This is a genomic window from Pseudomonas sp. S30_BP2TU TE3576 (genome assembly GCF_050436025.1).
Lineage (GTDB): Bacteria > Pseudomonadota > Gammaproteobacteria > Pseudomonadales > Pseudomonadaceae > Aquipseudomonas.
This window is the reverse complement of record NZ_JBNDLK010000001.1, coordinates 5,237,302-5,261,460: the sequence shown is the minus strand read 5'-3', so window position 1 is coordinate 5,261,460 and position 24,159 is coordinate 5,237,302. Positions and strand designations below refer to the sequence as shown.

Annotated in this window: 17 protein-coding genes and 1 pseudogene; 9 read left to right on the top strand and 9 right to left on the bottom strand. The window is 61.0% G+C overall.

Annotation, left to right across the window (positions count from 1 at the left end):
* Positions 1 to 68 precede the first annotated feature (68 nt).
* The 4 genes and pseudogenes from mfd (at position 69) to codA (ending at position 8,205) form a co-directional block, all read left to right on the top strand.
* A pseudogene (gene mfd / locus ABIA48_RS23935) lies at positions 69 to 3,522 on the top strand (transcription-repair coupling factor).
* Positions 3,523 to 3,532: 10 nt separating this feature from the next.
* Complete coding sequence (locus ABIA48_RS23930) at positions 3,533 to 4,111, top strand: CsiV family protein (protein ID WP_204933661.1); 579 nt, start codon at positions 3,533 to 3,535, stop codon at positions 4,109 to 4,111.
* Between the two features lie 11 nt (positions 4,112 to 4,122).
* Positions 4,123 to 6,816: an SNF2-related protein gene (locus ABIA48_RS23925; protein WP_429491820.1), complete on the top strand. Its 2,694-nt coding sequence runs from the start codon at positions 4,123 to 4,125 to the stop codon at positions 6,814 to 6,816.
* Positions 6,817 to 6,960: 144 nt separating this feature from the next.
* Complete coding sequence (codA, locus tag ABIA48_RS23920; protein ID WP_429491818.1) at positions 6,961 to 8,205, top strand: cytosine deaminase; 1,245 nt, start codon at positions 6,961 to 6,963, stop codon at positions 8,203 to 8,205.
* Between the two features lie 112 nt (positions 8,206 to 8,317).
* Here codA and ABIA48_RS23915 read toward each other — a convergent pair whose 3' ends face one another.
* Positions 8,318 to 9,310, bottom strand: coding sequence for a diaminopimelate epimerase (locus tag ABIA48_RS23915; protein WP_429491816.1), 993 nt, complete (start codon positions 9,308 to 9,310; stop codon positions 8,318 to 8,320).
* A 165-nt stretch (positions 9,311 to 9,475) separates the two neighbouring features.
* On the opposite strand from ABIA48_RS23915, the gene ABIA48_RS23910 reads away from it, so the two are divergent.
* Entirely contained in the window at positions 9,476 to 10,627 is a 1,152-nt protein-coding gene (locus ABIA48_RS23910) for an MFS transporter (RefSeq protein WP_429491814.1), read from the top strand.
* A 270-nt stretch (positions 10,628 to 10,897) separates the two neighbouring features.
* On the opposite strand, the gene ABIA48_RS23905 is transcribed toward ABIA48_RS23910, so the two are convergent.
* From ABIA48_RS23905 to ABIA48_RS23895, 3 genes are read right to left on the bottom strand one after another with little or no spacing between them, the layout of a single operon-like run.
* Positions 10,898 to 11,806 carry a helix-turn-helix domain-containing protein gene (locus tag ABIA48_RS23905; protein ID WP_429491812.1) on the bottom strand — a complete coding sequence of 303 codons (909 nt, stop codon included), beginning with the start codon at positions 11,804 to 11,806 and terminating at the stop codon, positions 10,898 to 10,900.
* Complete coding sequence (locus tag ABIA48_RS23900; RefSeq protein WP_429491810.1) at positions 11,803 to 13,221, bottom strand: aminotransferase; 1,419 nt, start codon at positions 13,219 to 13,221, stop codon at positions 11,803 to 11,805. Before ABIA48_RS23900 ends, ABIA48_RS23905 begins: the two co-directional genes overlap by 4 nt.
* A 39-nt stretch (positions 13,222 to 13,260) precedes the next feature.
* Positions 13,261 to 14,367 carry a polyamine ABC transporter substrate-binding protein gene (locus ABIA48_RS23895; protein WP_429491809.1) on the bottom strand — a complete coding sequence of 369 codons (1,107 nt, stop codon included), beginning with the start codon at positions 14,365 to 14,367 and terminating at the stop codon, positions 13,261 to 13,263.
* A gap of 215 nt (positions 14,368 to 14,582) precedes the next feature.
* On the opposite strand from ABIA48_RS23895, the gene ABIA48_RS23890 reads away from it, so the two are divergent.
* The 4 genes from ABIA48_RS23890 to ABIA48_RS23875 all read left to right on the top strand — a co-directional run bounded on the left by ABIA48_RS23890 (position 14,583) and on the right by ABIA48_RS23875 (position 19,561).
* Entirely contained in the window at positions 14,583 to 15,365 is a 783-nt protein-coding gene (locus ABIA48_RS23890) for an enoyl-CoA hydratase-related protein (RefSeq protein WP_429491807.1), read from the top strand.
* Complete coding sequence (locus ABIA48_RS23885; RefSeq protein ID WP_429491805.1) at positions 15,362 to 16,543, top strand: acetyl-CoA C-acyltransferase family protein; 1,182 nt, start codon at positions 15,362 to 15,364, stop codon at positions 16,541 to 16,543. The genes ABIA48_RS23890 and ABIA48_RS23885 overlap by 4 nt, the downstream gene beginning before the upstream one ends.
* A gap of 307 nt (positions 16,544 to 16,850) precedes the next feature.
* The gene (locus tag ABIA48_RS23880; RefSeq protein ID WP_429491803.1) at positions 16,851 to 17,972 is read left to right on the top strand and encodes an HlyD family secretion protein; all 1,122 of its coding nucleotides are present in this window, start codon (positions 16,851 to 16,853) and stop codon (positions 17,970 to 17,972) included.
* On the top strand, positions 17,969 to 19,561 hold the full coding sequence (locus ABIA48_RS23875; RefSeq protein ID WP_007984221.1) for a DHA2 family efflux MFS transporter permease subunit: 1,593 nt from the start codon (positions 17,969 to 17,971) through the stop codon (positions 19,559 to 19,561). Before ABIA48_RS23880 ends, ABIA48_RS23875 begins: the two co-directional genes overlap by 4 nt.
* Positions 19,562 to 19,583: 22 nt before the next feature.
* On the opposite strand, the gene ABIA48_RS23870 is transcribed toward ABIA48_RS23875, so the two are convergent.
* The 5 genes from ABIA48_RS23870 to ABIA48_RS23850 all read right to left on the bottom strand — a co-directional run bounded on the left by ABIA48_RS23870 (position 19,584) and on the right by ABIA48_RS23850 (position 24,141).
* Positions 19,584 to 20,024 carry a carboxymuconolactone decarboxylase family protein gene (locus tag ABIA48_RS23870; RefSeq protein WP_007984219.1) on the bottom strand — a complete coding sequence of 147 codons (441 nt, stop codon included), beginning with the start codon at positions 20,022 to 20,024 and terminating at the stop codon, positions 19,584 to 19,586.
* A 135-nt stretch (positions 20,025 to 20,159) separates the two neighbouring features.
* Positions 20,160 to 21,602 carry a mechanosensitive ion channel domain-containing protein gene (locus tag ABIA48_RS23865; RefSeq protein WP_429491800.1) on the bottom strand — a complete coding sequence of 481 codons (1,443 nt, stop codon included), beginning with the start codon at positions 21,600 to 21,602 and terminating at the stop codon, positions 20,160 to 20,162.
* Between the two features lie 214 nt (positions 21,603 to 21,816).
* The gene (gene ycaC / locus ABIA48_RS23860) at positions 21,817 to 22,443 is read right to left on the bottom strand and encodes an isochorismate family cysteine hydrolase YcaC (RefSeq protein WP_429491798.1); all 627 of its coding nucleotides are present in this window, start codon (positions 22,441 to 22,443) and stop codon (positions 21,817 to 21,819) included.
* A 55-nt stretch (positions 22,444 to 22,498) separates the two neighbouring features.
* Entirely contained in the window at positions 22,499 to 23,182 is a 684-nt protein-coding gene (locus ABIA48_RS23855; RefSeq protein WP_429491796.1) for an isochorismatase family protein, read from the bottom strand.
* Positions 23,183 to 23,274: 92 nt separating this feature from the next.
* Positions 23,275 to 24,141, bottom strand: coding sequence for a pirin family protein (locus ABIA48_RS23850; protein ID WP_429491794.1), 867 nt, complete (start codon positions 24,139 to 24,141; stop codon positions 23,275 to 23,277).
* Positions 24,142 to 24,159 lie beyond the last annotated feature (18 nt).

The following is a 24,159-nucleotide window of genomic DNA, read 5'->3' as shown; positions in this document are numbered from 1 at the left end:
ACTGACAGGCGGCATCGTAGACCGCTACAATTACCGACTTTGTCGCAACGCTTGGAGCTCAACCTTCCGTGCCCGTTCTGCGTCTACCGCTTCTCCCTGCCGCGGCAGGTAAACAGCACTGGGGCAACCTGCCCGGTGCCGCCCTGAGCCTGGCCATCGCCGAGGCCGCCAGCGCTGCCAAGCGCTTTACCCTGCTACTGACCGCCGACAGCCAAAGTGCCGAACGGCTGGAACAGGAGCTGGGTTTCTTCGCCCCGGATTTGCCCGTATTGCACTTTCCCGACTGGGAAACCCTGCCCTACGACCTGTTCTCGCCGCACCAGGACATTATTTCCCAGCGCATCGCCAGCCTGTATCGGTTGCCGGAACTGAGCCATGGCGTGCTGGTGGTGTGCCGATCACGACCGCCCTGCATCGCCTCGCACCGACCAAATTCCTGCTCGGCAGCAGCCTGGTGCTGGATATCGGCCAGAAGCTCGACGTCGAGCAAATGCGTACCCGGCTCGAAGCCACGGGCTATCGTTATGTCGATACGGTGTATGAGCACGGCGAATTCACCGTTCGCGGTTCGCTGATCGATCTGTTCCCGATGGGCAGCAAGTTGCCGTATCGCATCGACCTGTTCGATGACGAAATCGAAACCCTGCGCACCTTCGACCCCGAGAACCAGCGCTCCATCGACAAGGTCGACTCGGTCAAGCTGTTGCCAGCCAGGGAATTTCCGCTACAGAAAGAAGCGGTCACCCGTTTCAAGGCACGCTTCCGTGAGCGTTTTGACGTCGACTTCCGCCGTTGCCCGATCTTCCAGGACTTGAGCAGCGGGATTACTCCGGCCGGCATCGAGTACTACCTGCCGCTGTTCTTCGAAGAAACATCGACGCTGTTCGATTATTTGCCCCAGGACACGCAAGTGTTTTCCCTGCCGGGCATCGAGCAAGCGGCGGAAAACTTCTGGAACGACGTGCGCAATCGTTATGAAGAACGCCGCGTCGATCCATCCCGTCCTTTATTGCCACCGGCCGAATTGTTCTTGCCGGTGGAGGACTGCTTCGCCCGCCTGAAGAACTGGCCGCGGGTGGTTGCCAGTCAACAGGACGTGGAAACCGGTGCCGGTCGCGAGCGCTTCCCTTCCCGGGAACTGCCGAACCTTGCCATCGAAGCCAAGGCCACCCAGCCGTTGGCGGCGCTGTCGAGCTTCCTCGACGAATTTCCCGGTCGCGTGCTGTTCACCGCCGAATCCGCGGGCCGGCGCGAAGTGTTGCTGGAATTGCTGGAACGCCTGAAGCTGCGACCGAAAACCGTCGACAGCTGGCCGGACTTTGTCGCCGGCAAGGAGCGCCTGGCAATCACCATCGCCCCCCTCGACGAAGGCCTGCTGCTCGACGATCCAGCTCTTGCCCTCGTCGCAGAAAGTCCGTTGTTCGGCCAGCGCGTGATGCAGCGTCGTCGCCGCGAAAAGCGCGCCGATGCCAACAACGATGCCGTCATCAAGAACCTCACCGAACTGCGTGAAGGCGCGCCCGTGGTGCACATCGACCACGGCGTCGGGCGCTATCTGGGCCTGGCAACCCTGGAAATCGACAACCAGACCGCTGAATTCCTCGCCCTGGAATACGCCGAAGGCGCCAAGCTTTATGTGCCGGTGGCCAACCTGCACCTGATCGCCCGCTACACCGGCAGCGACGATGCCCTGGCCCCGCTGCACCGCCTCGGCTCCGAGACCTGGCAAAAGGCCAAGCGCAAAGCCGCCGAACAGGTACGCGACGTGGCCGCCGAGCTGCTCGACATCTATGCACGCCGCGCCGCCCGGGAAGGCTACGCTTTCGCCGATCCGAAAGCCGACTACGCCACCTTCAGCGCCGGTTTCCCGTTCGAAGAAACCCCCGACCAGCCAAACCACCATCGAAGCGGTGCGCGAAGACATGCTCGCGCCCAAGCCAATGGACCGTCTGGTGTGCGGCGACGTCGGCTTCGGCAAGACCGAAGTGGCGATGCGCGCCGCGTTCATTGCAGTCCACGGCGGTCGCCAGGTGGCGATTCTGGTGCCGACCACCCTGCTCGCCCAGCAGCATTACAACAGCTTCCGCGACCGCTTCGCCGACTGGCCGGTGACCGTGGAAGTGATGAGCCGCTTCAAGTCGGCCAAGGAAGTGAATGCGGCGGTCGCCGATCTGGCCGAAGGCAAGATCGACATCGTCATCGGCACTCACAAGTTGCTGCAGGACGACGTGAAGATCAAAAACCTCGGACTGGTCATCATCGACGAAGAACACCGCTTCGGTGTCCGTCAGAAAGAACAGCTCAAGGCCCTGCGCAGCGAAGTCGACATCCTCACCCTGACCGCCACACCGATTCCGCGCACGCTGAACATGGCGGTGTCGGGCATGCGCGACCTGTCGATCATCGCCACCCCGCCGGCCCGTCGCCTGTCGGTACGCACCTTTGTCATGGAGCAGAACAAGAGCACGGTCAAAGAGGCCTTGCTGCGTGAGTTGCTGCGTGGCGGCCAGGTCTATTACCTGCACAACGACGTGAAAACCATCGAGAAATGCGCCGCCGACCTCGCCGAGCTGGTACCGGAAGCACGGATCGGCATCGGTCACGGGCAGATGCGCGAACGCGAACTCGAACAGGTGATGAGCGACTTCTACCACAAGCGCTTCAACGTGCTGATCGCCTCGACCATCATCGAGACCGGCATCGACGTGCCGAGCGCCAACACCATCATCATCGAGCGTGCCGACAAGTTCGGCCTGGCACAGTTGCACCAGTTGCGCGGCCGGGTCGGACGCAGCCACCACCAGGCCTACGCCTATCTGCTGACGCCACCGCGCCAGCAAATCACCCCGGACGCGGAAAAGCGCCTGGAAGCGATTGCCAACACTCAGGACCTCGGCGCGGGCTTCGTGCTTGCGACCAACGACCTGGAAATCCGTGGTGCCGGCGAACTGCTCGGTGACGGCCAGAGCGGGCAGATCCAGGCTGTCGGCTTCACGCTGTACATGGAAATGCTCGAGCGCGCAGTGAAGTCGATCCGCAAGGGCGAGCAGCCGAACCTCGACCAACCGCTCGGCGGCGGTCCGGAAGTCAACTTGCGCGTACCGGCGCTGATTCCCGAGGACTATCTGCCGGATGTCCACGCCCGCCTGATTCTCTACAAGCGCATTGCCTCGGCCACCGATGAGGACGGCCTCAAGGATTTGCAGGTGGAGATGATCGATCGATTCGGCCTGTTGCCGGAACCGACCAAGAACCTGATCCGCATCACTGCGCTGAAATTGCAGGCCGAGCAACTGGGCATCAAGAAAGTCGATGGCGGCCCGCAAGGCGGCCGCGTCGAGTTCGCCGCACAAACGCCGGTCGACCCGTTGACCCTGATCAAGCTGATCCAGAGGCCAGCCAAAACGCTACAAATTCGAAGGCGCCACGATGTTCAAGTTCATGGTTCCGATGGAGCGCCCGGAAGAGCGCTTTAATACTGTAGAGGCGCTGTTCGAGCGCCTCGTTCCGAAAACTGCTTGAAGGACGCCGCATGCGCCTGTTTCGCTCACTGACCTTGCTGACCCTGTTGATGCCAGCGCTGGTCGCACCCACGGCATTTGCCGATGACCTGTATCAGGTCGAAATGATTCTGGTCCGGCAAAACGCCGTACCGGCGATTGTCAGCCGCGCTGCACCGGAAGACTGGGCCGCTGGCGCTCAACCCGTCAGCCCCGACAGCCTGCGCACGCCAAGCCTGAATGGCGAGGTGGAAAAACTCACCAGCAGCGCCGACTACACGGTATTGCTGCACAAGGCCTGGCAACAGACTCTCGGCGAAAACGCCAGCAAAGTCGCGATCAGCGACGGCAAGGAACAATATGGTCAGTTCCCGATCGAGGGCACGCTGAGCATGAAACTCGGACGATTCACCGACGTCGACGCCGATTTCTGGGTCAACCAGATCGACGCCAATGGCATGGTGACAGCCAGCGAGCGCCTGAAACAGGAAAGCCACACCAAGAACGGCCAGTTGAACTTCCTCGACAACGGCCACCTCGGCCTGTTGATCAAGATCACTTCGCTGACCGCCCCTGCACCTCGGCCAGTCCCCGAAGAAATTCCGGACTGATTGACCTCCTTATGTCTGCGACCCTGAGCAAACCCCTGGCGCCGTCCTGGGTCAGCCGATTCAAGGAACAGAGCCTGGAACGTGGCCGCCGCTACGCGCTGGAGAATCGTGTCCGCATCGTCGAGGCCGGCGACGCCACGATCATCGCCGTTTGCGAAGGCTCTGGCGGTAACGTTTACCGCCAGACCATTCGCCTGCGCGAGTCAGCCAAGGGCACCCTGCTGATGGTCGACGCCACATGCTCCTGCCCGGTCCACAACAACTGCAAACATTGCGCAGCGGTGCTCCTGCAAGTGCAGGAAACCCTCGACTACCCCGCTGCCGCCAAAGACGCCGAACTCCTGGAAAAACTCCAGGCAGTCCTGGAAAACCGCAGCCCGAAAGCACCGCCACAAGTGCTGGTGGACAATGTGCAACCGGTACCGCGCCTGTGGCTGGCCAGCATCGAGTTCAGCGCCTTCGAACCGCGCAACGGCCGAATGCAGCGTTACATTCAGCATCGTGCGGCGCTGTCTTTCAGTTACCTGGACGAGTACGTTTCAGGACAGAAAAACGCCGACATCCTGATTCGCCAGGAAACCCGGACGCTGCGGATAAAACGCCACCCGGAAGTGGAACAGTCCTACCGGGAACAGTTGCGAATCCTCGGCTTCAAAGTCGCCACCCGGCAAAGCAAGGCGTTGCCGGAAAGTGCCGGCGAGCTGTTCGAGATGGTCAATGACAGCGCCTGGCTGACCTTTACCCTCAATGAACTACCGAAGTTGCGCACCCACGGCTGGGAATTGCAGATCGACGAGGACTTCGGTTTCGACCTGACCGCGGTAGACGACTGGTACGCCACTGTCGATCAGGCACCGGAGCGCGACTGGTTCGATCTGGAACTGGGGATCATCGTCAACGGCGAACGCCTGAGCCTGTTGCCGATCCTGCTCAACCTGATGCGCTCCCACACCGAAATCCTCAACCCGGAACGCCTGGCCCGACGACGCGACGACGAGTTGATCCTGGTAAACATCCCCAATCGTCCGAACTCCGAGCACGGTCCACTGCAAGTCGCCCTGCCCTTTGGCCGCTTGAAGCCAGTACTGGCAACCCTCGGCGAGTTCTACCTGCAGGAGCCCGGCGAAACCACGCTTCGCCTGAGCAAGGCCGATGCCACGCGCCTGAACCCGCTGGAAGACATGCCACTGCTCTGGGAGGGTGGAGAACAGATCCGCACCTTTGCCCAGCGCTTGCGCGACATCAAGGACCATACGGCCACCGCCCCGGAAGGTTTGAACGCGACGCTGCGCCCGTATCAGCTTGAGGGCTTGAGCTGGATGCAATCGCTGCGGCAACTGGACGTGGGCGGAATTCTCGCGGACGACATGGGCCTGGGCAAAACCCTACAGACACTGGCGCACGTTCTGAGCGAGAAAAACGCCGGCCGCCTCGATCGGCCGTGCATGGTCGTGATGCCGACCAGCCTGATCCCCAATTGGCTCGACGAAGCGGCACACTTTACGCCGCAGCTCAACGTACTGGCGCTCTGCGGTGCCAGCCGCAAAAAACACTTCGACAAGCTGGCTGATTACGATCTGATCCTGACCACCTATGCGCTGCTGCCCAAGGATGTCGAACGCCTGGCGGCGCAGCCATTGCACGTCCTGGTGCTGGATGAAGCGCAATACATCAAGAACCCCGGCAGCAAGGCCGCCCAGGCTGCCCGCGAGCTGAATGCCCGGCAGCGCCTGTGCCTGAGCGGGACACCGCTGGAAAACCATCTCGGTGAACTGTGGTCGCTGTTTCACTTCCTCTTGCCCGGCTGGCTTGGCGACGTCAAAAGCTTCAACCGCGATTACCGCGTGCCGATTGAAAAGCGCACCAGCGAGGTCAGGCTTCAGCACCTCAATGGCCGGATCAAACCTTTCCTGCTGCGCCGCACCAAGGAACAGGTGGCCACCGAGTTGCCGCCGAAAACCGAGATTATCCACTGGGTCGAACTCAACGAGGCCCAACGCGATGTGTACGAAACCATGCGCCTGGCCATGGACAAGAAAGTCCGCGACGAGATCACCCGTAAAGGCGTAGCCCGCAGCCAGATCATCATTCTGGAAGCACTGCTCAAGCTGCGTCAGGTGTGCTGCGATTTGCGCCTGGTCAATGAGGCGACCCTGCCAAGCCGTGGCAGCACGTCAGGCAAGCTCGACAGCCTGATGGAAATGCTCGAAGAACTGTTCGAGGAGGGTCGACGGATCCTGCTGTTCTCGCAGTTCACTTCAATGCTGTCGCTGATCGAAGACGAGCTGAACAAACGCGGCGTGGCCTACGCCCTGCTGACGGGCCAGACCCGTGACCGCCGCACACCCGTGAAGGAATTCCAGAGCGGCAAACGTCAGATTTTTCTGATCAGCCTGAAAGCCGGTGGCGTTGGCCTGAACCTGACCGAAGCGGACACCGTGATTCATTACGACCCCTGGTGGAACCCGGCGACAGAAAACCAGGCGACTGACCGGGCGTATCGCATCGGCCAAGAGAAGCCGGTGTTCGTTTACAAATTGATTGCGCGCGGCACGGTGGAAGAAAAGATTCAGCACCTGCAAAGGGAAAAGTCCGACCTCGCGGCCGGCGTGCTGGATGGACGCAAGGCCGGGGACTGGAAACTGCAAAGCGATGATATCGAGGCGTTGTTTGCGCCACTGCCGGAAAACCTCGAAAAACGCTGAGATTGGCGGCGCCTGAACCAACCTCTTCGCAGGCAAACCCGCCCCCACATTTGGATTGTGCTGATCAATGTCACTGGCAGGGGTTGCCACCCCCGAGCTAACGTAAAGGTATTGACTACTCGATTCGCTAAAAGGATCTGCCTGATGCATATCATCAATGCCCGTCTGCGCAACCAGGAAGGCCTGCATGAGTTGTACCTGGAAAACGGCCTGATCAGCAGCGTCACCCGCCAGATCGAAGCCCCGACCCTGGGCCCTGACGATCTGGATGCCGACGGCAATCTGGTGGTGCCGCCCTTTGTCGAGCCGCACATCCACCTCGATGCGACCCTGACCGCCGGTGAGCCGCGCTGGAACATGAGCGGCACGCTGTTCGAAGGCATCGAGTGCTGGGGCGAGCGCAAGGCGACCATCACCCTGGAAGACACCAAGAACCGGGCGAAAAAAACCATTCAGACCCTCGCCGCCCACGGCATCCAGCATGTGCGCACCCACGTCGATGTCACCGACCCGCATCTGACCGCGCTCAAGGCCATGCTCGAAGTGCGCGAGGAAAGCCGACACCTGGTCGACCTGCAAATCGTCGCGTTCCCCCAGGAAGGCATCGAGTCCTACCGCAATGGTCGCCAATTGATGGAGGAAGCCATCCGCATGGGCGCGGACGTGGTGGGTGGCATTCCGCATTTCGAATACACCCGCGATCAGGGCGTCAGTTCGGTGAAGTTCCTGATGGACCTGGCTGAACGCAGCGGTTGCCTGGTGGACGTGCATTGCGACGAAACCGACGACCCGCATTCACGCTTTCTCGAAGTACTGGCCGAAGAGGCTCGCAGCCGCGACATGGGTTCGCGGGTGACGGCCAGCCACACCACGGCCATGGGCTCCTACGACAACGCCTACTGCGCCAAACTGTTTCGCTTGCTCGGGCATTCGGGGATCAGCTTTGTCTCCTGCCCCACTGAAAGCATCCACCTGCAGGGTCGCTTCGATAATTTCCCGAAACGCCGGGGCGTAACCCGGGTCAACGAGTTGCTGGAAGCAGGTATGAACGTGTGCTTCGGCCAGGACTCGATCGTCGACCCATGGTATCCGCTGGGCAATGGCAATATTTTGCGGGTGCTCGAAGCCGGGCTGCATATCTGCCACATGCTCGGCTATCGCAACCTGCAAAGTGCGCTGGATCTGGTGACGGACAATAGCGCCAGAGCCATGAACCTCGGCGATCGCTACGGCTTGGAGCGCGGGCGGCCGGCGAATCTGCTGATTCTGTCGGCGGAGAGTGATTACGAGGTGATCCGCAGCCAGGGATTGCCGCTGTACTCGGTGCGCAATGGCAAGGTGTTGATGAAGCGCACGATGCCGGTGGTGGAGTTCAGTGAGCTGAGCTGAGTTTGGTGTTGACTGATCTGGCCTCTTCGCGAGCAAGCCCGCTCCCACAGTAGATTTGTGTCGTTCACAAAACCCTGTGGGAGCGGGCTTGCTCGCGAAGGCTATTTTGAAGTCAATCGATCAACCGAGCCGTACCAAACAGGCTGACCCGACTCAATTCCCCCCGCTCCTCTTCCAGCAAGATCGGCGCCGTGCCACCCGGCATCGTCACCTTCACTTCACCGGCACTGACCCAGCCCACCCGCCACGCCGCACAGGCCACCGCACTGGCACTGGTCCCCGACGACGCCGTCGGTCCCTCGCCCCGCTCGAACACCCGCGCAGCGATATGCCCGTCAGACAAGCGCATTGCCCATTGCAGATTGACCCCCGCCGCGCAGGGCTTGCCTGCCCCGGTTGGCATCGCGTAGGCGATGCGCATCAGCCCCTCACCCAATTGCGCTTCTCGCATCTGCTCATTGCTCGGCAAGTCGTCGGCGTTTTCGACAAACGTCACGCAATGCGGATTACCGACCCGCGCGAACTGGCTGCGCGACCATGCGCCATTGAGTGCCGACAATTGCTCAACGTGGCTGAGTTCGCGGCCATTCAACAGCGCTGTTTCAACCCCCACGGCACTGACCGCCGAAGGCCCGAACCCAGGCTGGCCCAGATCAAGCCAGAAGCCCTTTGCGCCCTCGACTTGTGCGGTTCTCACTGAAGTCTGTCCCGGTGAGGGCGTGTCGGATTTGTCGTGGTGAACCCTGAGCAGACAGGCTTCGTCGCGGGGTAAAAGCCCTTGGTCGCTCAACGCCTGGGAAAAAATCGTCAGACCGTTGCCGCTGCGCTCGGCCAGGGTGCCGTCGGTGTTGACGATCAATAGATCAAAGGGGGGCGACGATTGAAAGGGGCCGACCAGCAAACCGTCGCTGCGATGCTCCTTGCTGCCGGACGGTTGCGTGCCGGGAGCCCAGCTACAGCAAGCCTCGATAGCGGCCAGCGCCCAGGCTTCAAGTGTTTGCGCTGCCTGGCTGGCCTGTTTGGGCAGGTCAATGCCCTGGCTGCGCAGTTCTTCGGGGGCCACCACGATATAAATATTGCCCCGTGCATCGTACCTCTGCGCCATGGCGCCCTCCGCGTGTCATTGGAATGGCTCAACATATCGCGAAAAACACCGGCGCTGTGTAACGATGTCGCGCTGATTGCTCCGCAAGCTTTCCGGGCACTGATCGAACCCTCGCCGGTCGATCACTGTCCGTTGAGGACGTGACGTTTTTTGCCAGGGATTGATATGACTAGCCTCAACAACCAAACCACCTTCGTTCCCGGCCGCCTGGAGCAAATGTCCACGCGCATCGCCTTTTTCATCGCCGGGTTCGGTATCGCCGCTTGGGCACCGCTGGTGCCTTATGCCAAGGCCCGGGCCGGACTGAGTGAAGGCACCCTGGGCCTGTTGCTGTTGTGTCTGGGGACAGGCTCGATCCTGGCGATGCCGTTGGCCGGGATCCTGGCCACGCGCTTCGGCTGTCGGCGGGTGACGACTGGCGGAACGTTGCTGATCTGTGCCGCCCTGCCGCTGCTGGCGACGGTGTCGTCGATTCCGGCCTTGATCGCGGCGCTGTTTATGTTCGGCGCGGGTCTCGGCACGGTGGATTCGACGGTCAACCTGCAAGCGGTGATCGTCGAGCGCGCCAGCGGCAAAAACATGATGTCGGGTTTCCATGGCCTGTTCAGCCTGGGCGGGATTGTCGGGGCGGCGGGCGTCAGCGGGTTGCTTGGCCTGGGTATTTCTCCACTGGGGGCCACACTGGTGGTGATCGTGATGCTGCTGATCGCGCTGGCCCGGGCCGTGCCGCATCTGTTGCCCTACGGCAGTGAGCGTTCGGGGCCGGCGTTCGCGGTGCCCCATGGCATTGTCCTGTTCATTGGCGGGATGTGCTTCATCGTGTTTCTCGCCGAGGGCGCGGCACTGGACTGGAGCGCGGTGTTCCTGGCGCAGGAACGTGGCATCGACACGGCGTATGCGGGGCTCGGTTATGCGGCGTTTGCCTTGACCATGACGGCCGGGCGTTTGACCGGCGACAAAATCGTAGGACGGCTGGGCGCGACACGGGTGATTGTGTTCGGTGGGCTGACGGCCGCTTCAGGATTGTTTCTGGCAACGTTCGCGCCGGGCTGGGAGGCCGCGCTATTGGGGTATGCGCTGCTGGGTGCCGGTTGCTCGAACATTGTGCCGGTGTTGTACACCGCTGTGGGCAAACAGACCGTCATGCCCGAAAGCATCGCCGTGCCGGCCATTACCACCCTGGGTTATGCGGGCATCCTGGCAGGCCCCGCCGTCATCGGCTTCATCGCCCATGGCAGCAGCTTGAGTTTTGCCTTTGCCTTGATGGCGCTGTTGCTGGTGGCGGTGGCGATTGGCGGGAAGGTGTTGAGGGTCTGAAAGAATTCCACCGCAATGCCTGCGAAGCGAATGTGGGAGTGGGCTTGTTCGCGAAAGCGGTCTGACAGTCAACATTGATAGCGACTGGCACGGCCTCTTCGCGAGCAAGCCCGCTCCCACAGGGTTTGGCGTCGTACACATGATTTGTAAACGATGCAGTCATTGTGGGAGCGGGCTTGCTCGCGAAAGCGGTCTGACAGTCGACATTGATAGCGACTGGCACGGCCTCTTCGCGAGCAAGCCCGCTCCCACATTTGATCTCCACTTTGCTCAGTGCTTGCGCAACCACTCGATAAATAGCGCAAACAGTTCCGACTGCGAACCCACCTCCAGTTTCAGGTACAGATTTTTGCGGTGCATGCGCACGGTTTCCGGCGAGATGCTCATCTGGCTGGCCGTGGACTTCACCGAATGCCCGCGCAACACCATGTGCGCCACTTGCCGCTCGCGTTCGGTCAACAACTCACACCCGAAGTTCTCGAAAGCCGCCTGTACGCGATGCTTGAGATCATCGCGCAGGCCTTGCTCGTTATCGCTCCCGAGCCCGCTACTGCGCTGCATGCCACGCTGACTGAACTCGCTGATGAATTCGCGCACCAACGGTTCGACGGCGCGCAGCAGATTCAGCTGTTCGACGCCCAGGCATTCACCGCCGAAACCTTGAAACAGGCTGACGGAGATCTTCGTGTCGTTGCCGGTATCGACGATGTAGTAGCTGTCTTCCGAACAACCTGCCTTGAGGTAGTAGGTCTTGTAATAGTCACTGTCGAAAAAGTTGTCCGGCGCGATCTCTTCCAGGTGATAGAACCCTTGTGCCAACCCTTGCTCCACTGCCAGGCAGAACGGGTCGAGCAAATAGCCCCCGGCAAAATAGCGCTCCAGAATCGAGACCTGGTACTCCTGGGCAATCCCGCGCTGATGCAGCAACTGTGGGGCGCGGTCCTTGCGCTCCAGGCTGATCATCATCGACTCGACCGACACCAGTTGCGCCAACGCTGACGCCAGGTATTGCAAGGCGTCAGGCTCATCGATATGGGCGAATGCCTCGCGCATTCCCCCATGCCATTTGTGCAAGGCCCCGAAGGGCATTGCGATCAGCGTATCGTCGTCTGGTTTGCTCATGCCCCGCAGTCTAGCGGGTGCGCAGGCCCTTGATAACAGCCTGTAGGGCGAATTCATTGGCCGCCATATTGGCCGCTGGCCTGAAGCTCCGCCGCCACTTCCAGGATGCACGCGCGCAGGGTCTCGACGATTTCGTCGACCTGGACAACCGTCAGGATCAGCGGTGGCGACATCACGTTGAGGTGCATGATCGGCCGCACCAGCAAGCCCCGGGTTTGCGCTCGGGAGTGAATCATCTCGCCAATGTTGATTTCGTCGGCAAACAATTCCTTGGTGCGCTTGTCCGCGACGAACTCCACGCAGGCCATGAGTTTCTGGCAGCGCACATCCCCCACCAGCGGCAAGTCCCGCAGGGTGGCCAGGCGTTCTTCCAGATAAGCGCCTACCGTATCGACGTGGGCCAGCAGGTTTTCCCGCTCGATGATTTCGATGTTCTTCAGCGCCGCCGTGCAGCACACCGGATGGCCGCTGTAGGTGAAGCCGTGGGTGAAACAGCGGCCCTTGCCCGGCTCGGCGATGACTTTCCAGATGCGGTCGGAAAAAATACACGCGCCCAGCGGCAGGTAAGCCGAAGTCAGGCCTTTGGCGGTGGTAATGATGTCGGGCTGCACATCGAACACATCCCGGGAGGCAAAGAACTTGCCCAGGCGCCCGAACGAGGTCACCACTTCGTCGGCGACGAACAGGATGTCGTAGCGCTGGCAGACCTCCCACATGCGCTTGAGGTAACCCTGTGGCGGAATGATCACCCCGCCCGAGCCCATGATCGGTTCGGCGAAAAACCCGGCGACCTTGTCCGCGCCGATGGCCAGGATCTTGTCTTCGAATTCCTTGACCAAAAACTCGAGAAACTGCGCCTCGTCCATGCCATCGGGTGCGCGGTACGGATTCGGGTTGGAGACGTGGTGGATCAGCGGGTTGGCGTAATCGAACTCCGGCACCCGGTCGGCGGCCTTGTTGCCAATCGACATGGTCAGGGTGGTGGAGCCGTGATAGGCGTTGAACCGGGCAATGACGTGCTTCTTCTCGGGTTTGCCACGGCAGTTCTGGTAGTACTGGATCAGCCGGTAAGCGGTGTCCACGGCGGTGGAGCCGCCGGTGGTCAGGAACACATGGTCGAGGTCGCCGGGGGCCAGGCTGGCGAGCTTTTCGCACAGCTGAATCGCCACGTTGTTCGACATGTCGGAAAACGGATTCGAATAGGCCAGTTGCCGCACCTGATCGGCGATGGCCTCGGCCATTTCCTCACGGCCCAAACCGATATTGGTGCACCACATGCCGCCCACGGCATCGAGAAAGCGGTTGCCCTGGGTGTCGTAGATGTAGGCGCCATCGCCTGCGACGATGTTCAACGAGCCGTGTTCGGCGTGTTCGTCGAACACGTGATAACCGTGCATATGGTGAGCCTTGTCGGCCTTGACCAGCCGGGACTCGTCCGCTGGGGAAAAAACGCTGCGTGTTGGCGTCGCCATAAATAAACCTCTAACCGAATTGACTAACGATCGAACAAATCAGATGCCGCTTTTCACGGTGCTCCAGACCCGGGTGATCGCCCGCATGTCCTTGGCATCCTGGGTCTTCTGCGGGAACAGGCGCTCGCGGGTTTGCGCGTCCGGGTAGATCGCCGGGTTGTTGCGCACATCGGCGCTCAACAACGGGGTGGCCGCCGCGTTGCTGTTGGCGTAATTGATGAAATCGCTCACATCCGCCATCACCTGCGGCTGCATCAAGTACTCAAGAAACTTGTGGGCATTGGCGACATGGGGCGCGTCGGCCGGGATGTACATGTTGTCGAACCAGATCAGCGAGCCTTCCTTGGGGATGAAGTAGGCCAGATCGATCTTTTTCTTGGCTTCTGCGGCGCGGGCCATGGCCGTGGCGTAATCGCCGGACCAGGTCATGGCCATGCACACGTCGCCGTTGGGCAGGCTGGTCAGGTAATTGACCGAGTCGAATTTGCGGATGTACGGCCGCACAGACAACAGCAAGTCCTGGGCGGCTTTCAGATCTGCCGGGGTGGCACTGTTCGGGTCACGTCCCAGGTACTTCAAGGCCAAGGGGATGACTTCGGTCGGGGCATCGAGCAGGGTCACGCCGCAGTCGGCGAAGCGCGAGACGATCTTCGGATCGAAGATCATCGCCAGCGAACCGATCGGCGCGTCCGGCATGCGTTCCTTGATCTTGTCGACGTTGTACGTGACGCCATTGCTGCCCCAGGTGTAGGGCGCAGAGTACGTGGTGCCCGGATCAAACCCCTGCAGGTCCTGCAAGACCTTCGAGTCCAGGTTGCTCCAGCCCGGCAGCAACTTTTTATCCAGCGGCTGGAATACCTTGGCCTTGATCAACGGCGGCGCGAGGGACGCGTTCAACACGATCAAGTCATAACCGGAGTGGCCGGTGAGCAATTTGGCCTGCACCGTTTCGTAGGCATCGAAGGTGTCGTAGATGACTTTGATGCCGGTGGCCTTTTCGAAGTCGGCCACGGTTTTTTCACCGATGTAATCCGCCCAGTTGTACAGCCGCAGCGTATTGCTGTCGTCCCCTTGAGCGGCGTAGGCATTCAAAGTCAGCGGTACAACAAACAGACTGGAAATCACCTTAAGCAGCGTCTTGCCCATAGCAAATGCACCTTATAGCGAGTTCGGCTCTGGATGAGCGGATGCCCCCACTATTGGCGGATTGGCCGGGCGCAGCCATACCCCGAATGGGTGTGTGTCGCTTTTGGCGCACCGGCATGGCAAAAAGCGGCAGTGCAGTTGACCCGTTTTGCCATAGATCCGGGGTTTGTCCGGCGCTTAAAGTGGCAGCCTGAACCGACCTTGCGGAGCCTGCGATGACCGACCTGATCAAACACGAGCGACGCGACGGAGTGTTGACGCTGACCATCGACCGTCCGGACAAGCTCAACGCACTGAACAATGTCATGTACACGCAACTGGCCGACCTGCTGCTGGCCGCCGACGAAGACGCGCAAACCGGCGTGATCATCCTCACTGGCGGCCCGGCCTGTTTTACCAGCGGCAATGACCTGGTGGACTTTCTCCAGAATCCGCCGACGCACCTGGACGCCCCGGCGTTTCGCCTGATGAAAGTCGTCACGCACCTGCAAAAACCGCTGATCGCGGCAGTCTGCGGGGCGGCCATCGGCATTGGCACCACGTTGCTATTGCATTGCGATCAGGTGCTGGTCACCCGCAACGCCAAGCTGCGCATGCCGTTCGTCAACATCGGCCTGTGCCCCGAATTCGGCGCCAGCCTGTTGCTGCCACGCCGGCTCGGCCATGCCCGTGCCGCGAGCCTGCTGCTGTTGGGCAATGGCCTGGACGGCAACGAAGCGCTGGCCTGGGGCCTGGCCAACGAAGCCTTCGATGACGGCGAGCAATGCCTGGCGGCGGCGACAAAAATCGCCCAGCGCTTTTTGGCGATGCCCCAGGAGGCCTTGCGCCAATCCCGGCAATTGATGAAACAGGCGACGTTGCCGGAACTGGAAGCCACCCTGCGCGAAGAGAACACGCTGTTCATCCAGCGCCTGAATACCGACGAGGCGAAATCCGCCTTGAACGCCCTGCTCAATCGCAGTACAGATAAGAATCCACCGAAAGGAAACCAGCCATGAACACTCCGGAAATCTACGTCGTCAGTGCCGCCCGTACCGCCATCGGTACGTTCGGCGGTTCGCTCAAGGACGTGCCACTGGCCGACCTCGCGACCACGGCCGTGAAAGCCGCCCTGCAACGGGCCGCCGTGGACCCGGCACTCGTTGGCCATCTGGTGATGGGCAACGTGATCCCGACCGAAACCCGCGATGCCTACATCTCCCGCGTCGCGGCGATGAACGCCGGCATTCCGAAGGAAACCCCGGCCTACAACGTCAACCGCCTCTGCGGTTCGGGCCTGCAAGCGATCATCAACGCCGCGCAGACGCTGATGCTCGGCGATGCGGAAATCGTCGTCGGCGCCGGTGCCGAATCCATGAGCCGTGGCCCGTACCTGATGCCAGCCGCCCGTTGGGGTTCGCGCATGGGCAACGCCCAGGTCATCGACTACATGTTGGGCATCCTGCATGACCCGTTCCATGGCATCCACATGGGCATCACTGCCGAGAACGTCGCGGCACGCAACGGCATCACCCGTGAAATGCAGGACGCCCTGGCACTGGAAGACCAGAATCGCGCCGCCCATGCGATTGCCAACGGCTACTTCAGCGAGCAGATCGCAACCGTGGAAATCCAGGATCGCAAAGGCGTCAAACTGTTCAGCGTCGACGAGCACCCGCGCGCCACCTCCCTGGAACAACTGGCTGCAATGAAGCCCGCGTTCAAGAAGGACGGATCGGTCACCGCCGGCAACGCCTCGGGCCTGAACGACGGCGCTGCCGCACTGGTCATGGCCACCGGTAACGCGGTCCAGGCCAATAACCTGAAACCACTCGCCCGCCTGGTCAGCTACGCCCACGCCGGCGTCGAACCGGAATTCATGGGCCTGGGCCCGATCCCGGCCACCCGCCTGGCACTCAAGCGCGCCGGCCTGACCGTCGCCGACCTGGACGTGATCGAAGCCAACATCGCCTTCGCCGCCCAGGCCTGCGCCGTCAGCCAGGAACTCGACCTCGACCCGGCCAAGGTCAACCCTAACGGTTCGGGCATCGCCCTGGGCCACCCGGTGGGCGCAACCGGCGCCATCATCGCCACCAAGGCCATCCACGAACTGCATCGCACCGGTGGCCGTTATGCACTGGTGACCATGTGCATCGGTGGTGGTCAGGGGATTGCGGCGATTTTCGAACGCGTCTAAGCAATAGCCGCAAAAAGGCCGGTGATCGCGCAGATCACCGGCCTTTTTGCTTCCAGTAAACCAGTAGCGATTCCCTGTGGGAGCGAGCTTGCTCGCGATGGCGGCGTGTCAGGCACCATCATTGTTGACTGGACGGCCGCTATCGCGAGCAAGCTCGCTCCCACAGTGGTTCTCTAGCGCACGCAGAATTTCATTTTCTCGGAACAACCCACCTGACGACCGGCAGCAAAAACCACTTGCCACAAAATATTACACGCGTCATATTACAACCATCATAATTGACCGCCGCTCCAACAGGTAACCCTCCATGACCAGCATGCCCACCGTTGAACCCGACCTGGCTGCCCCGGTGACTGCCGCCAAACCTCCCCTGCTCAAACGTCTGCTGTTGCCAACAGTGGGCATCGCAGCGTTGGTACTGGCCGGTGTATATGGCGCGCATTGGTGGAGCGCCGGACGTTTCATCGAAGAAACCGACGACGCCTACATTGGTGGTGATGTGACGGTGATCGGGCCGAAAGTGGCGGGCTATATCGACGAAGTGCTGGTGACCGATAACCAGAAGGTCAAGGCCGGCGATGTGCTGATCCGTCTCGATTCGCGCGACTACCGTGCCAACCTGGCCAAGGCCGAAGGCGCTGTGGCCGCCCAGGAAGCCTTGCTGGCCAACCTCGACGCCACCGAACAACTGCAACAGGCCGTCATCGGCCAGGCCCGCGCCGGCATCGACGCTGCCGGTGCCGAAGCCGCCCGTTCGCGGGATGACGATGCCCGCTACAAAAAACTGGTGATCACCAACGCCGTCTCGGTGGAAAGCGCCCAGCGGGCCAATACCACATTCAAGACGGCCCAGGCCCAAAGTAACCGCGCCCAGGCTGAGCTGCTGGCCGCGCAACGCCAGTTGAATGTGATCGATACCCAGAAACAACAAGCCCGGGCTGCATTGATCCAGGCCAAGGCTGAACGCGATCTGGCGCAATTGAATGTCGGCTACACCGAACTGAAGGCACCGGTTGATGGTGTGATCGGCAATCGCCGGGCTCGGGTCGGCGCCTATGCCCAGGCCGGTTCACAATTGCTCTCGGTGGTACCGACCAGCGGTCTGTGGGTTGATGCCAACTTCAAGGAAGACCAACTGGCGCACATGGTGCCGGGGCAACGGGTAGTGATCCGTGCCGACGTGCTGTCGGGTCAGGAATTCCACGGTCACCTCGACAGCCTCGCCCCGGCCAGCGGTTCGCAATTCAGCGTATTGCCACCGGAAAATGCCACCGGCAACTTCACCAAGATCGTGCAGCGGGTGCCGGTGCGGATTCACCTCGACCCGGCCGACAGCGTACTCGGCCACCTGCGTCCGGGGCTGTCGGTGACCGCTGAAGTGGACACGCGCAAGGCGCCTCAAGCGCCAGCCGTGGCCAGCACGCCATGAGCCGCGCCCTCGCCGCCCCGGCGCAACCGTTCAATGCCGCGAACATGGCGACGGCGACCAAGGTCTTCGCCTTTGCCAGCATGTGCATCGGCATGTTCATTGCGCTGCTGGATATCCAGATTGTCTCAGCTTCGTTGCGTGACATCGGCGGCGGACTCTCCGCCGGCACCGACGAAACCGCGTGGGTGCAAACCAGTTACCTGATCGCCGAGATCATCGTGATCCCGCTGTCGGGCTGGCTGTCGCGGGTATTTTCGACGCGCTGGCTGTTTTGCGCATCGGCGGTGGGTTTCACCCTGACCAGCCTGCTGTGCGGCGTGGCCTGGAACATCCAGAGCATGATCGCCTTCCGCGCCCTGCAAGGGTTTCTTGGCGGCTCGATGATTCCGCTGGTGTTCACCACGGCCTTCGTGTTCTTCACTGGCAAGCAACGGGTCATCGCTGCCGCCACCATCGGCGCGGTGGCGTCCCTGGCACCAACCCTGGGACCGGTGATCGGTGGCTGGATCACCGACATATCGTCCTGGCATTGGCTGTTCTACATCAACCTGGTGCCGGGGATTTTCGTCGCGGTCGCCGTGCCGATGCTGGTCAAGATCGACCAACCGGAACTGTCGCTGCTCAAAGGCGCGGATTACTTGAGCATGGTGTTTCTGGCGCTGTTCCTCGGCTGCCTGGAATACACCCTCGAAGAAGGCCCGCGCTGGAACTGGTTCAGCGACCGCACGATTCTGACCACCGCGTGGATCAGCGGCCTGGCCGGCCTGGCGTTCATCGGCCGGACCCTGCACGTGGCCAACCCGATTGTCGATTTGCGCGCCTTGAAGGATCGCAATTTCGCCCTCGGCTGTTTCTTCTCGTTCGTCACCGGCATCGGCCTGTTCGCCACCATTTATCTGACGCCGCTGTTCCTCGGTCGGGTGCGTGGCTATGGAGCGCTGGACATTGGTCTGGCGGTTTTCTCCACCGGAGTGTTCCAGATCATGGCGATTCCGCTGTACGCCTTTCTGGCCAACCGCGTCGACCTGCGCTGGATCATGATGACCGGCCTTGGGCTGTTCGCGTTATCGATGTGGGATTTCAGCCCGATCACCCATGACTGGGGGGCCAGGGAATTGATGCTGCCGCAAGCTTTTCGCGGGATTGCCCAGCAACTGGCGGTGCCGCCCGCGGTGACGCTGACCCTCGGCGGCCTGGCACCGGCCCGGCTCAAACATGCGTCGGGGCTGTTCAATCTGATGCGTAACCTCGGTGGGGCTATCGGTATCGCCGCGTGTGCGACCATCCTCAACGACCGCACCAACCTGCATTTCACCCGGTTGGCGGAGAACCTCAATAGCACCAACGAGGCGCTCAACCAATGGCTGTCCCAGGTCGGCAACAACTTCGCCGCCCTCGGCCAGAGCGGTGACGCCGGGGTCACCGCCAGCCTGCATCAACTCTGGTTGCTGACCTACCGCGAAGCCCAGACACAAACCTATGGCGACGCGTTTTTGATGATCATGGTCTGCTTCATTATTGCCACGGCGATGGTGCCCCTGATGCGCAAGGTGCAACCACCGGCCGCGCCGAGTGCCGATGCCCATTGAGGCATCGGCGGATTGTTGAGAATCAGGCCTGAGGCATTTTACGGAAGCCGACCGCCAGGCGGTTCCAGCTGTTGATGGTGCTGATGGCGACGGTCAGGTCAACCATTTCCTTGGGTGTGAACTGCGCACTGACCACTTCGTAGTCCTCGTCCGGGGCGTGGGTCAGGCTGAGCTGGGTCAGGGATTCGGTCCACAGCAGCGCAGCGCGTTCACGCTCGGTGAAAAACGGCGCCTCGCGCCAGGCCGTCACGGCGAACAGACGACGCGGGGTTTCGCCACCCTTGATCGCATCGGCGGTGTGCATGTCGATGCAGAAGGCACAGCCGTTGATCTGTGAGGCACGCAGCTTGACCAGCTCGACCAGGTTTTTTTCCAGCGGCAGTTTGGAAACAGCCGTTTCCAGGGCAATCATGGCTTTGAGGGCGTCGGGGCTGGCGGTGTAGAAATCGGTACGCGATTGCATTGCGTGCTCCAGGGCAAGTGGGTGTGTCGCTACGTTAGTCCCTCGGTCGGCATACACAAATAGCCAATTTTTCAGAAGTCGAGGAGGCCACTGGTGCCGTCTGGACCTTGAGCGCGCCTACCTGGAAACCACCCTTCACACCCGATTGCGCAACCACTGCAGAAAGCCCTTTTTCGCCACCGTCACCGGCAGCTCCTGAGTCAGGCTTTTCGCTTTTTGCAGCCGGTAATCGAGCAACGCCTTCATTGCGTCGTTGATGTCGTGACGGGCATCCAGGCACGGCTTGAGGTATGACTTTTCGATACGGTACAGGCCACAGAATGTCTTGGCGGTAAACTGCGCAGGCAACGCGCTGTCGGTGAGGATACCCGCCTCGCCGATCACCTCCCCCGGCCCCATGCGTCCGGATTCGTATGGCGTTCCGTGGCGCATCAAGGTCACCGAGATCACGCCGGACTCGATAATGAACAAGTGATCGCTGATCTCCCCCGCTTCCAGGATCACCTCCCCGGCGCGAAAGGTTTGCAGGGTCATGTTCTGGCTGAACGTGTCTTTCTCTTCCTGACGCAGGGTGGAGAAAATTGGCGAGCTGTCCAGCAACGCCCGTTTGCGTGTCGAGTTGATCGGCGGGCTGGGCTCCACGCTCGACAACAAATTGACTCCGGATGCCTGCAAGTGCCGGTAGGCCAGGTCGTATAGCTGATTGCGCACTGAGCGTTTCTCGTCCATCGACGCGACAAACCCGCTGATTTCGTAGACCGCGCCGGTGTTGCTGGCATTTTTCAGGCCGACGCTGGGCGACGGTGTCTCCAGCAGCGCACGGCACCCTTGCATGGCCCGCTCCAAGGCCTCGATCACCGTGTTCGGCCGCGCATGCGGGCTCACTTCCAGGGAGACGGAGATTCCGAACATATCGTTCGGCCGACTGAAATTGATGATCTTGGCCTTGGCTGCCAGGGAGTTGGGTATGACCGCCATGCAACCCTGGGAGGTTTGCAGGCGCGTGGCACGCCAGTCGATGTCGGTGACCCGGCCTTCCATGCCATCGATGGAGATGTAGTCATCCAGTTGATAGGGTTTGGTGGTGTTCAGGACTATCCCGGAAAACACATCGCTGAGGGTACTTTGCAAGGCCAGGCCGACAATGATCGCCAACGCACCGGACGTCGCCAGCACACCCTTGACCGGTAGATCGAGTACGTAGGCCAGGGCGGCAATGATAGCGATCAGGAAAATCACCGCACCGAGCAAATCCTGAAGCAATCGCCCGGTATGCCCGACCCGTTGCATCATCACCGCGCCGATCAGTACGGTCAGGGTCCGCGCGCCGAACAACCACCAGCCGATCTGCAATCCGGTGGCCGCCAGGTGCAACGCTACGTTGTCGGCCCAGGGCGGCGGCTCCATCGGGTTCAGGCCTTCATTGAACAGCAGCAGGCTGAACAACGAAAAAATCACCACCCGCACCAGCAGCCGCCAGGCACTGCCAAGGGCACTGAGCAAGTACCACAAACCAAGATCGATCAGGATCAGCGCCATCGCGCAGATCAGCGGGTGTTCGGTGAGCAATGACAGCATCAAGCAACTCCAGCCAGGGTCAATAACGCGAAGATCGCATGGATTGGCCTTAGTGTAGGAGCAATTGATTTCGCTGGATTCTGCAATCGCCACAAAAACAAATGTGGGAGCGGGCTTGCTCGCGAACTCAGTGTGTCAGGCAACGTTTATGTTGTTTGACACACCGCTTTCGCGAGCAAGCCCGCTCCCACAGGGGGGATGAGTGATGCCGAAGTTACTTGCTGTTGGCCAGCGTGCTGTAGCTGGTCATCAGGTTGCGGTAATCCGGAATGTGGTTGGAGAACAGTGTGGCCAACCCTTCGACATCGTTGCGCCAGTCACGGTGCAGTTCACAGGCCAGGCCGAACCAGGTCATCAATTGCGCGCCGGCGGTAGACATACGGTTCCAGGCCGATTCGCGGGTCAGTTCGTTGAAGGTGCCGGATGCGTCAGTGACCACGAACACATCAAAACCTTCGGCCAGGGCCGAGAGGGCCGGGAATGCCACGCAGACTTCGGTCACTACGCCGGCGATGATCAGTTGTTTCTTGCCGGTGGCCTTGATCGCCTTGACGAAATCTTCATTGTCCCAGGCGTTGATCTGGCCCGGGCGAGCGATGTACGGCGCTTGCGGAAAGAGTGCCTTGAGCTCCGGCACCAGCGGGCCGTTGGGGCCGGTTTCGAAACTGGTGGTGAGGATGGTCGGCAGCTTGAAGTACTTGGCCAGGTCGGCCAGGGCCAGCACATTGTTCTTGAAACGATCCGGATCGATGTCGCGCACCAGAGACAACAGGCCCGCCTGATGATCAACCATCAAAACCGCGGCGTTATCCTTGTCGAGACGCTTGTAGGAAGTATTCATTGCAGTAGTCCTCGCATGTTATCGATGCCGAGTGAAATCGGCGTGGGGTAACCGGTTAGCGCTGGGAGTCCAGCACCTCGTGTTCGTTCACCACTTGCTGAGCCTTGAGGTAGCTCTCGATCAGCAATTGATAATGCGGCATGGCCTGGGCGTAGACAGCGGCCCACTGCTCGGCATCCGGACGGTTCCACGAGCCTTGCAGCTCAGAGAGCGTAGCCATGATGTCGATCGGCACCACCCCGGCCTGGGCCAAGCGGGCAACGGTCAGATCAGTGGCCAGTTTCGAGTGGTTGCCGGAGGCATCGACCACCGCAAACACCTTGTAGCCTTCATGCACCGCGGCGATGGACGGGAACGCCAGGCACACACTGGTCAAGGTGCCGGCGATCACCAGGGTTTTCTTGCCGGTGGCTTTGACCGCCGCGTGAAACTGCGGGTTGTCCCAGGCGTTGATTTCACCTTTGCGCGCCACGTATTGCGCATGGGGCGCAGCTTCGTGAATCTCCGGAATCAGCGGCCCGTTCGGCCCCTGGGGAACGGAAGCGGTGGTGATCACCGGCATTTTCAGCAGGGTCGCGGCCTTGGCCAGGGCAATGGCGTTGGCGCGCAGTTGTGGCACGTCCATGTCCTTGACGATCTGGAACAGTCCGCTCTGATGGTCGATCAACAACATGGCGGCATCGTTGGGGTCGATGGTCGGTTTCTGGCCGTTGAAATTGGCCGCGTTGACAGTACTCATGTGTGTTTCCTCTTTATTACAGGCAACAGCCATCCCTGGCCTCGGACCGGCCTACGCATCCTGTGTAGAACGGGTTGTTGAAACGGAACGGGTTAAGCGTGCATCCGGCCGAAGCGACCGGACTGGAAGTCGGCGAAGGCCTGGTGGATTTCTTGCTCGGTGTTCATCACGAACGGTCCGTGGCCGACGATCGGCTCGTCGATCGGCTCGCCGCTGAGCAACAGCACCACCGCGTCTTCGCCGGCTTCAAGGGTCAATTGATCGCCCTTGCGCTCGAACAGGGCCAGTTGCCCCTGACGCACCGATTCCAGGCCGTTGACCTGAACGGTGCCGCGCAAGACCACCAGTGCGGTGTTACGCCCTTCATGCAGATCAAGGGTGAGCAACTTGCCGGCATTCAAACGAATGTCCCATACGTCGACCGGGGTGAAAGTGCGCGCCGGGCCCTTGTGACCGTCGAACTCACCGGCGATCAGGCGCAGGTTGCCGGCGTTGTCCTTCAAGGCGATGCCCGGGATGTCGCGATCGAGAATCGTCTGGTAGCCGGGGTCGGCCATTTTGTCCCTGGCCGGCAGGTTGACCCACAGTTGCACCATCTCCAGGGTGCCACCGCTTTTGGCGAAGCTTTCGGAGTGAAACTCTTCATGCAGGATCCCCGAGGCAGCGGTCATCCATTGCACATCGCCGGGGCCGATCTTGCCGCCACTGCCGGTGGAGTCCTGATGCTCCAGTTCGCCCTTGTAAACGATAGTCACCGTTTCGAAGCCACGATGGGGATGCTGACCAACGCCACGTCGTTCGGTGGTCGGGGTGAATTCAGCGGGGCCGGCGTGATCCAGCAACAGGAACGGGCTGATGTGTTTGCCCAGGTTGTCGTAGGAAAACAGCGTGCGAACCGGAAAACCGTCGCCAACCCAATGGGTCCGTGGACTGGTGTAGATACCGATGATGTTTTTCATGGTGTCTCCTGATGAGGT

Coding starts and splice junctions, on each gene's coding strand:
- ABIA48_RS23925 (WP_429491820.1), top strand. CDS start 4,123: ATGTCTGCGACCCTGAGCAAACCCCTGGCGCCGTCCTGGGTCAGCCGA.
- ABIA48_RS23855 (WP_429491796.1), bottom strand. CDS start 23,182: ATGAGTACTGTCAACGCGGCCAATTTCAACGGCCAGAAACCGACCATC.
- ycaC (WP_429491798.1), bottom strand. CDS start 22,443: ATGAATACTTCCTACAAGCGTCTCGACAAGGATAACGCCGCGGTTTTG.
- ABIA48_RS23910 (WP_429491814.1), top strand. CDS start 9,476: ATGACTAGCCTCAACAACCAAACCACCTTCGTTCCCGGCCGCCTGGAG.
- ABIA48_RS23875 (WP_007984221.1), top strand. CDS start 17,969: ATGAGCCGCGCCCTCGCCGCCCCGGCGCAACCGTTCAATGCCGCGAAC.
- ABIA48_RS23870 (WP_007984219.1), bottom strand. CDS start 20,024: ATGCAATCGCGTACCGATTTCTACACCGCCAGCCCCGACGCCCTCAAA.
- ABIA48_RS23915 (WP_429491816.1), bottom strand. CDS start 9,310: ATGGCGCAGAGGTACGATGCACGGGGCAATATTTATATCGTGGTGGCC.
- ABIA48_RS23880 (WP_429491803.1), top strand. CDS start 16,851: ATGACCAGCATGCCCACCGTTGAACCCGACCTGGCTGCCCCGGTGACT.
- ABIA48_RS23890 (WP_429491807.1), top strand. CDS start 14,583: ATGACCGACCTGATCAAACACGAGCGACGCGACGGAGTGTTGACGCTG.
- ABIA48_RS23905 (WP_429491812.1), bottom strand. CDS start 11,806: ATGAATTCGCCCTACAGGCTGTTATCAAGGGCCTGCGCACCCGCTAGA.
- ABIA48_RS23885 (WP_429491805.1), top strand. CDS start 15,362: ATGAACACTCCGGAAATCTACGTCGTCAGTGCCGCCCGTACCGCCATC.
- ABIA48_RS23930 (WP_204933661.1), top strand. CDS start 3,533: ATGCGCCTGTTTCGCTCACTGACCTTGCTGACCCTGTTGATGCCAGCG.
- ABIA48_RS23900 (WP_429491810.1), bottom strand. CDS start 13,221: ATGGCGACGCCAACACGCAGCGTTTTTTCCCCAGCGGACGAGTCCCGG.
- ABIA48_RS23895 (WP_429491809.1), bottom strand. CDS start 14,367: ATGGGCAAGACGCTGCTTAAGGTGATTTCCAGTCTGTTTGTTGTACCG.
- ABIA48_RS23850 (WP_429491794.1), bottom strand. CDS start 24,141: ATGAAAAACATCATCGGTATCTACACCAGTCCACGGACCCATTGGGTT.
- ABIA48_RS23865 (WP_429491800.1), bottom strand. CDS start 21,602: ATGCTGTCATTGCTCACCGAACACCCGCTGATCTGCGCGATGGCGCTG.
- codA (WP_429491818.1), top strand. CDS start 6,961: ATGCATATCATCAATGCCCGTCTGCGCAACCAGGAAGGCCTGCATGAG.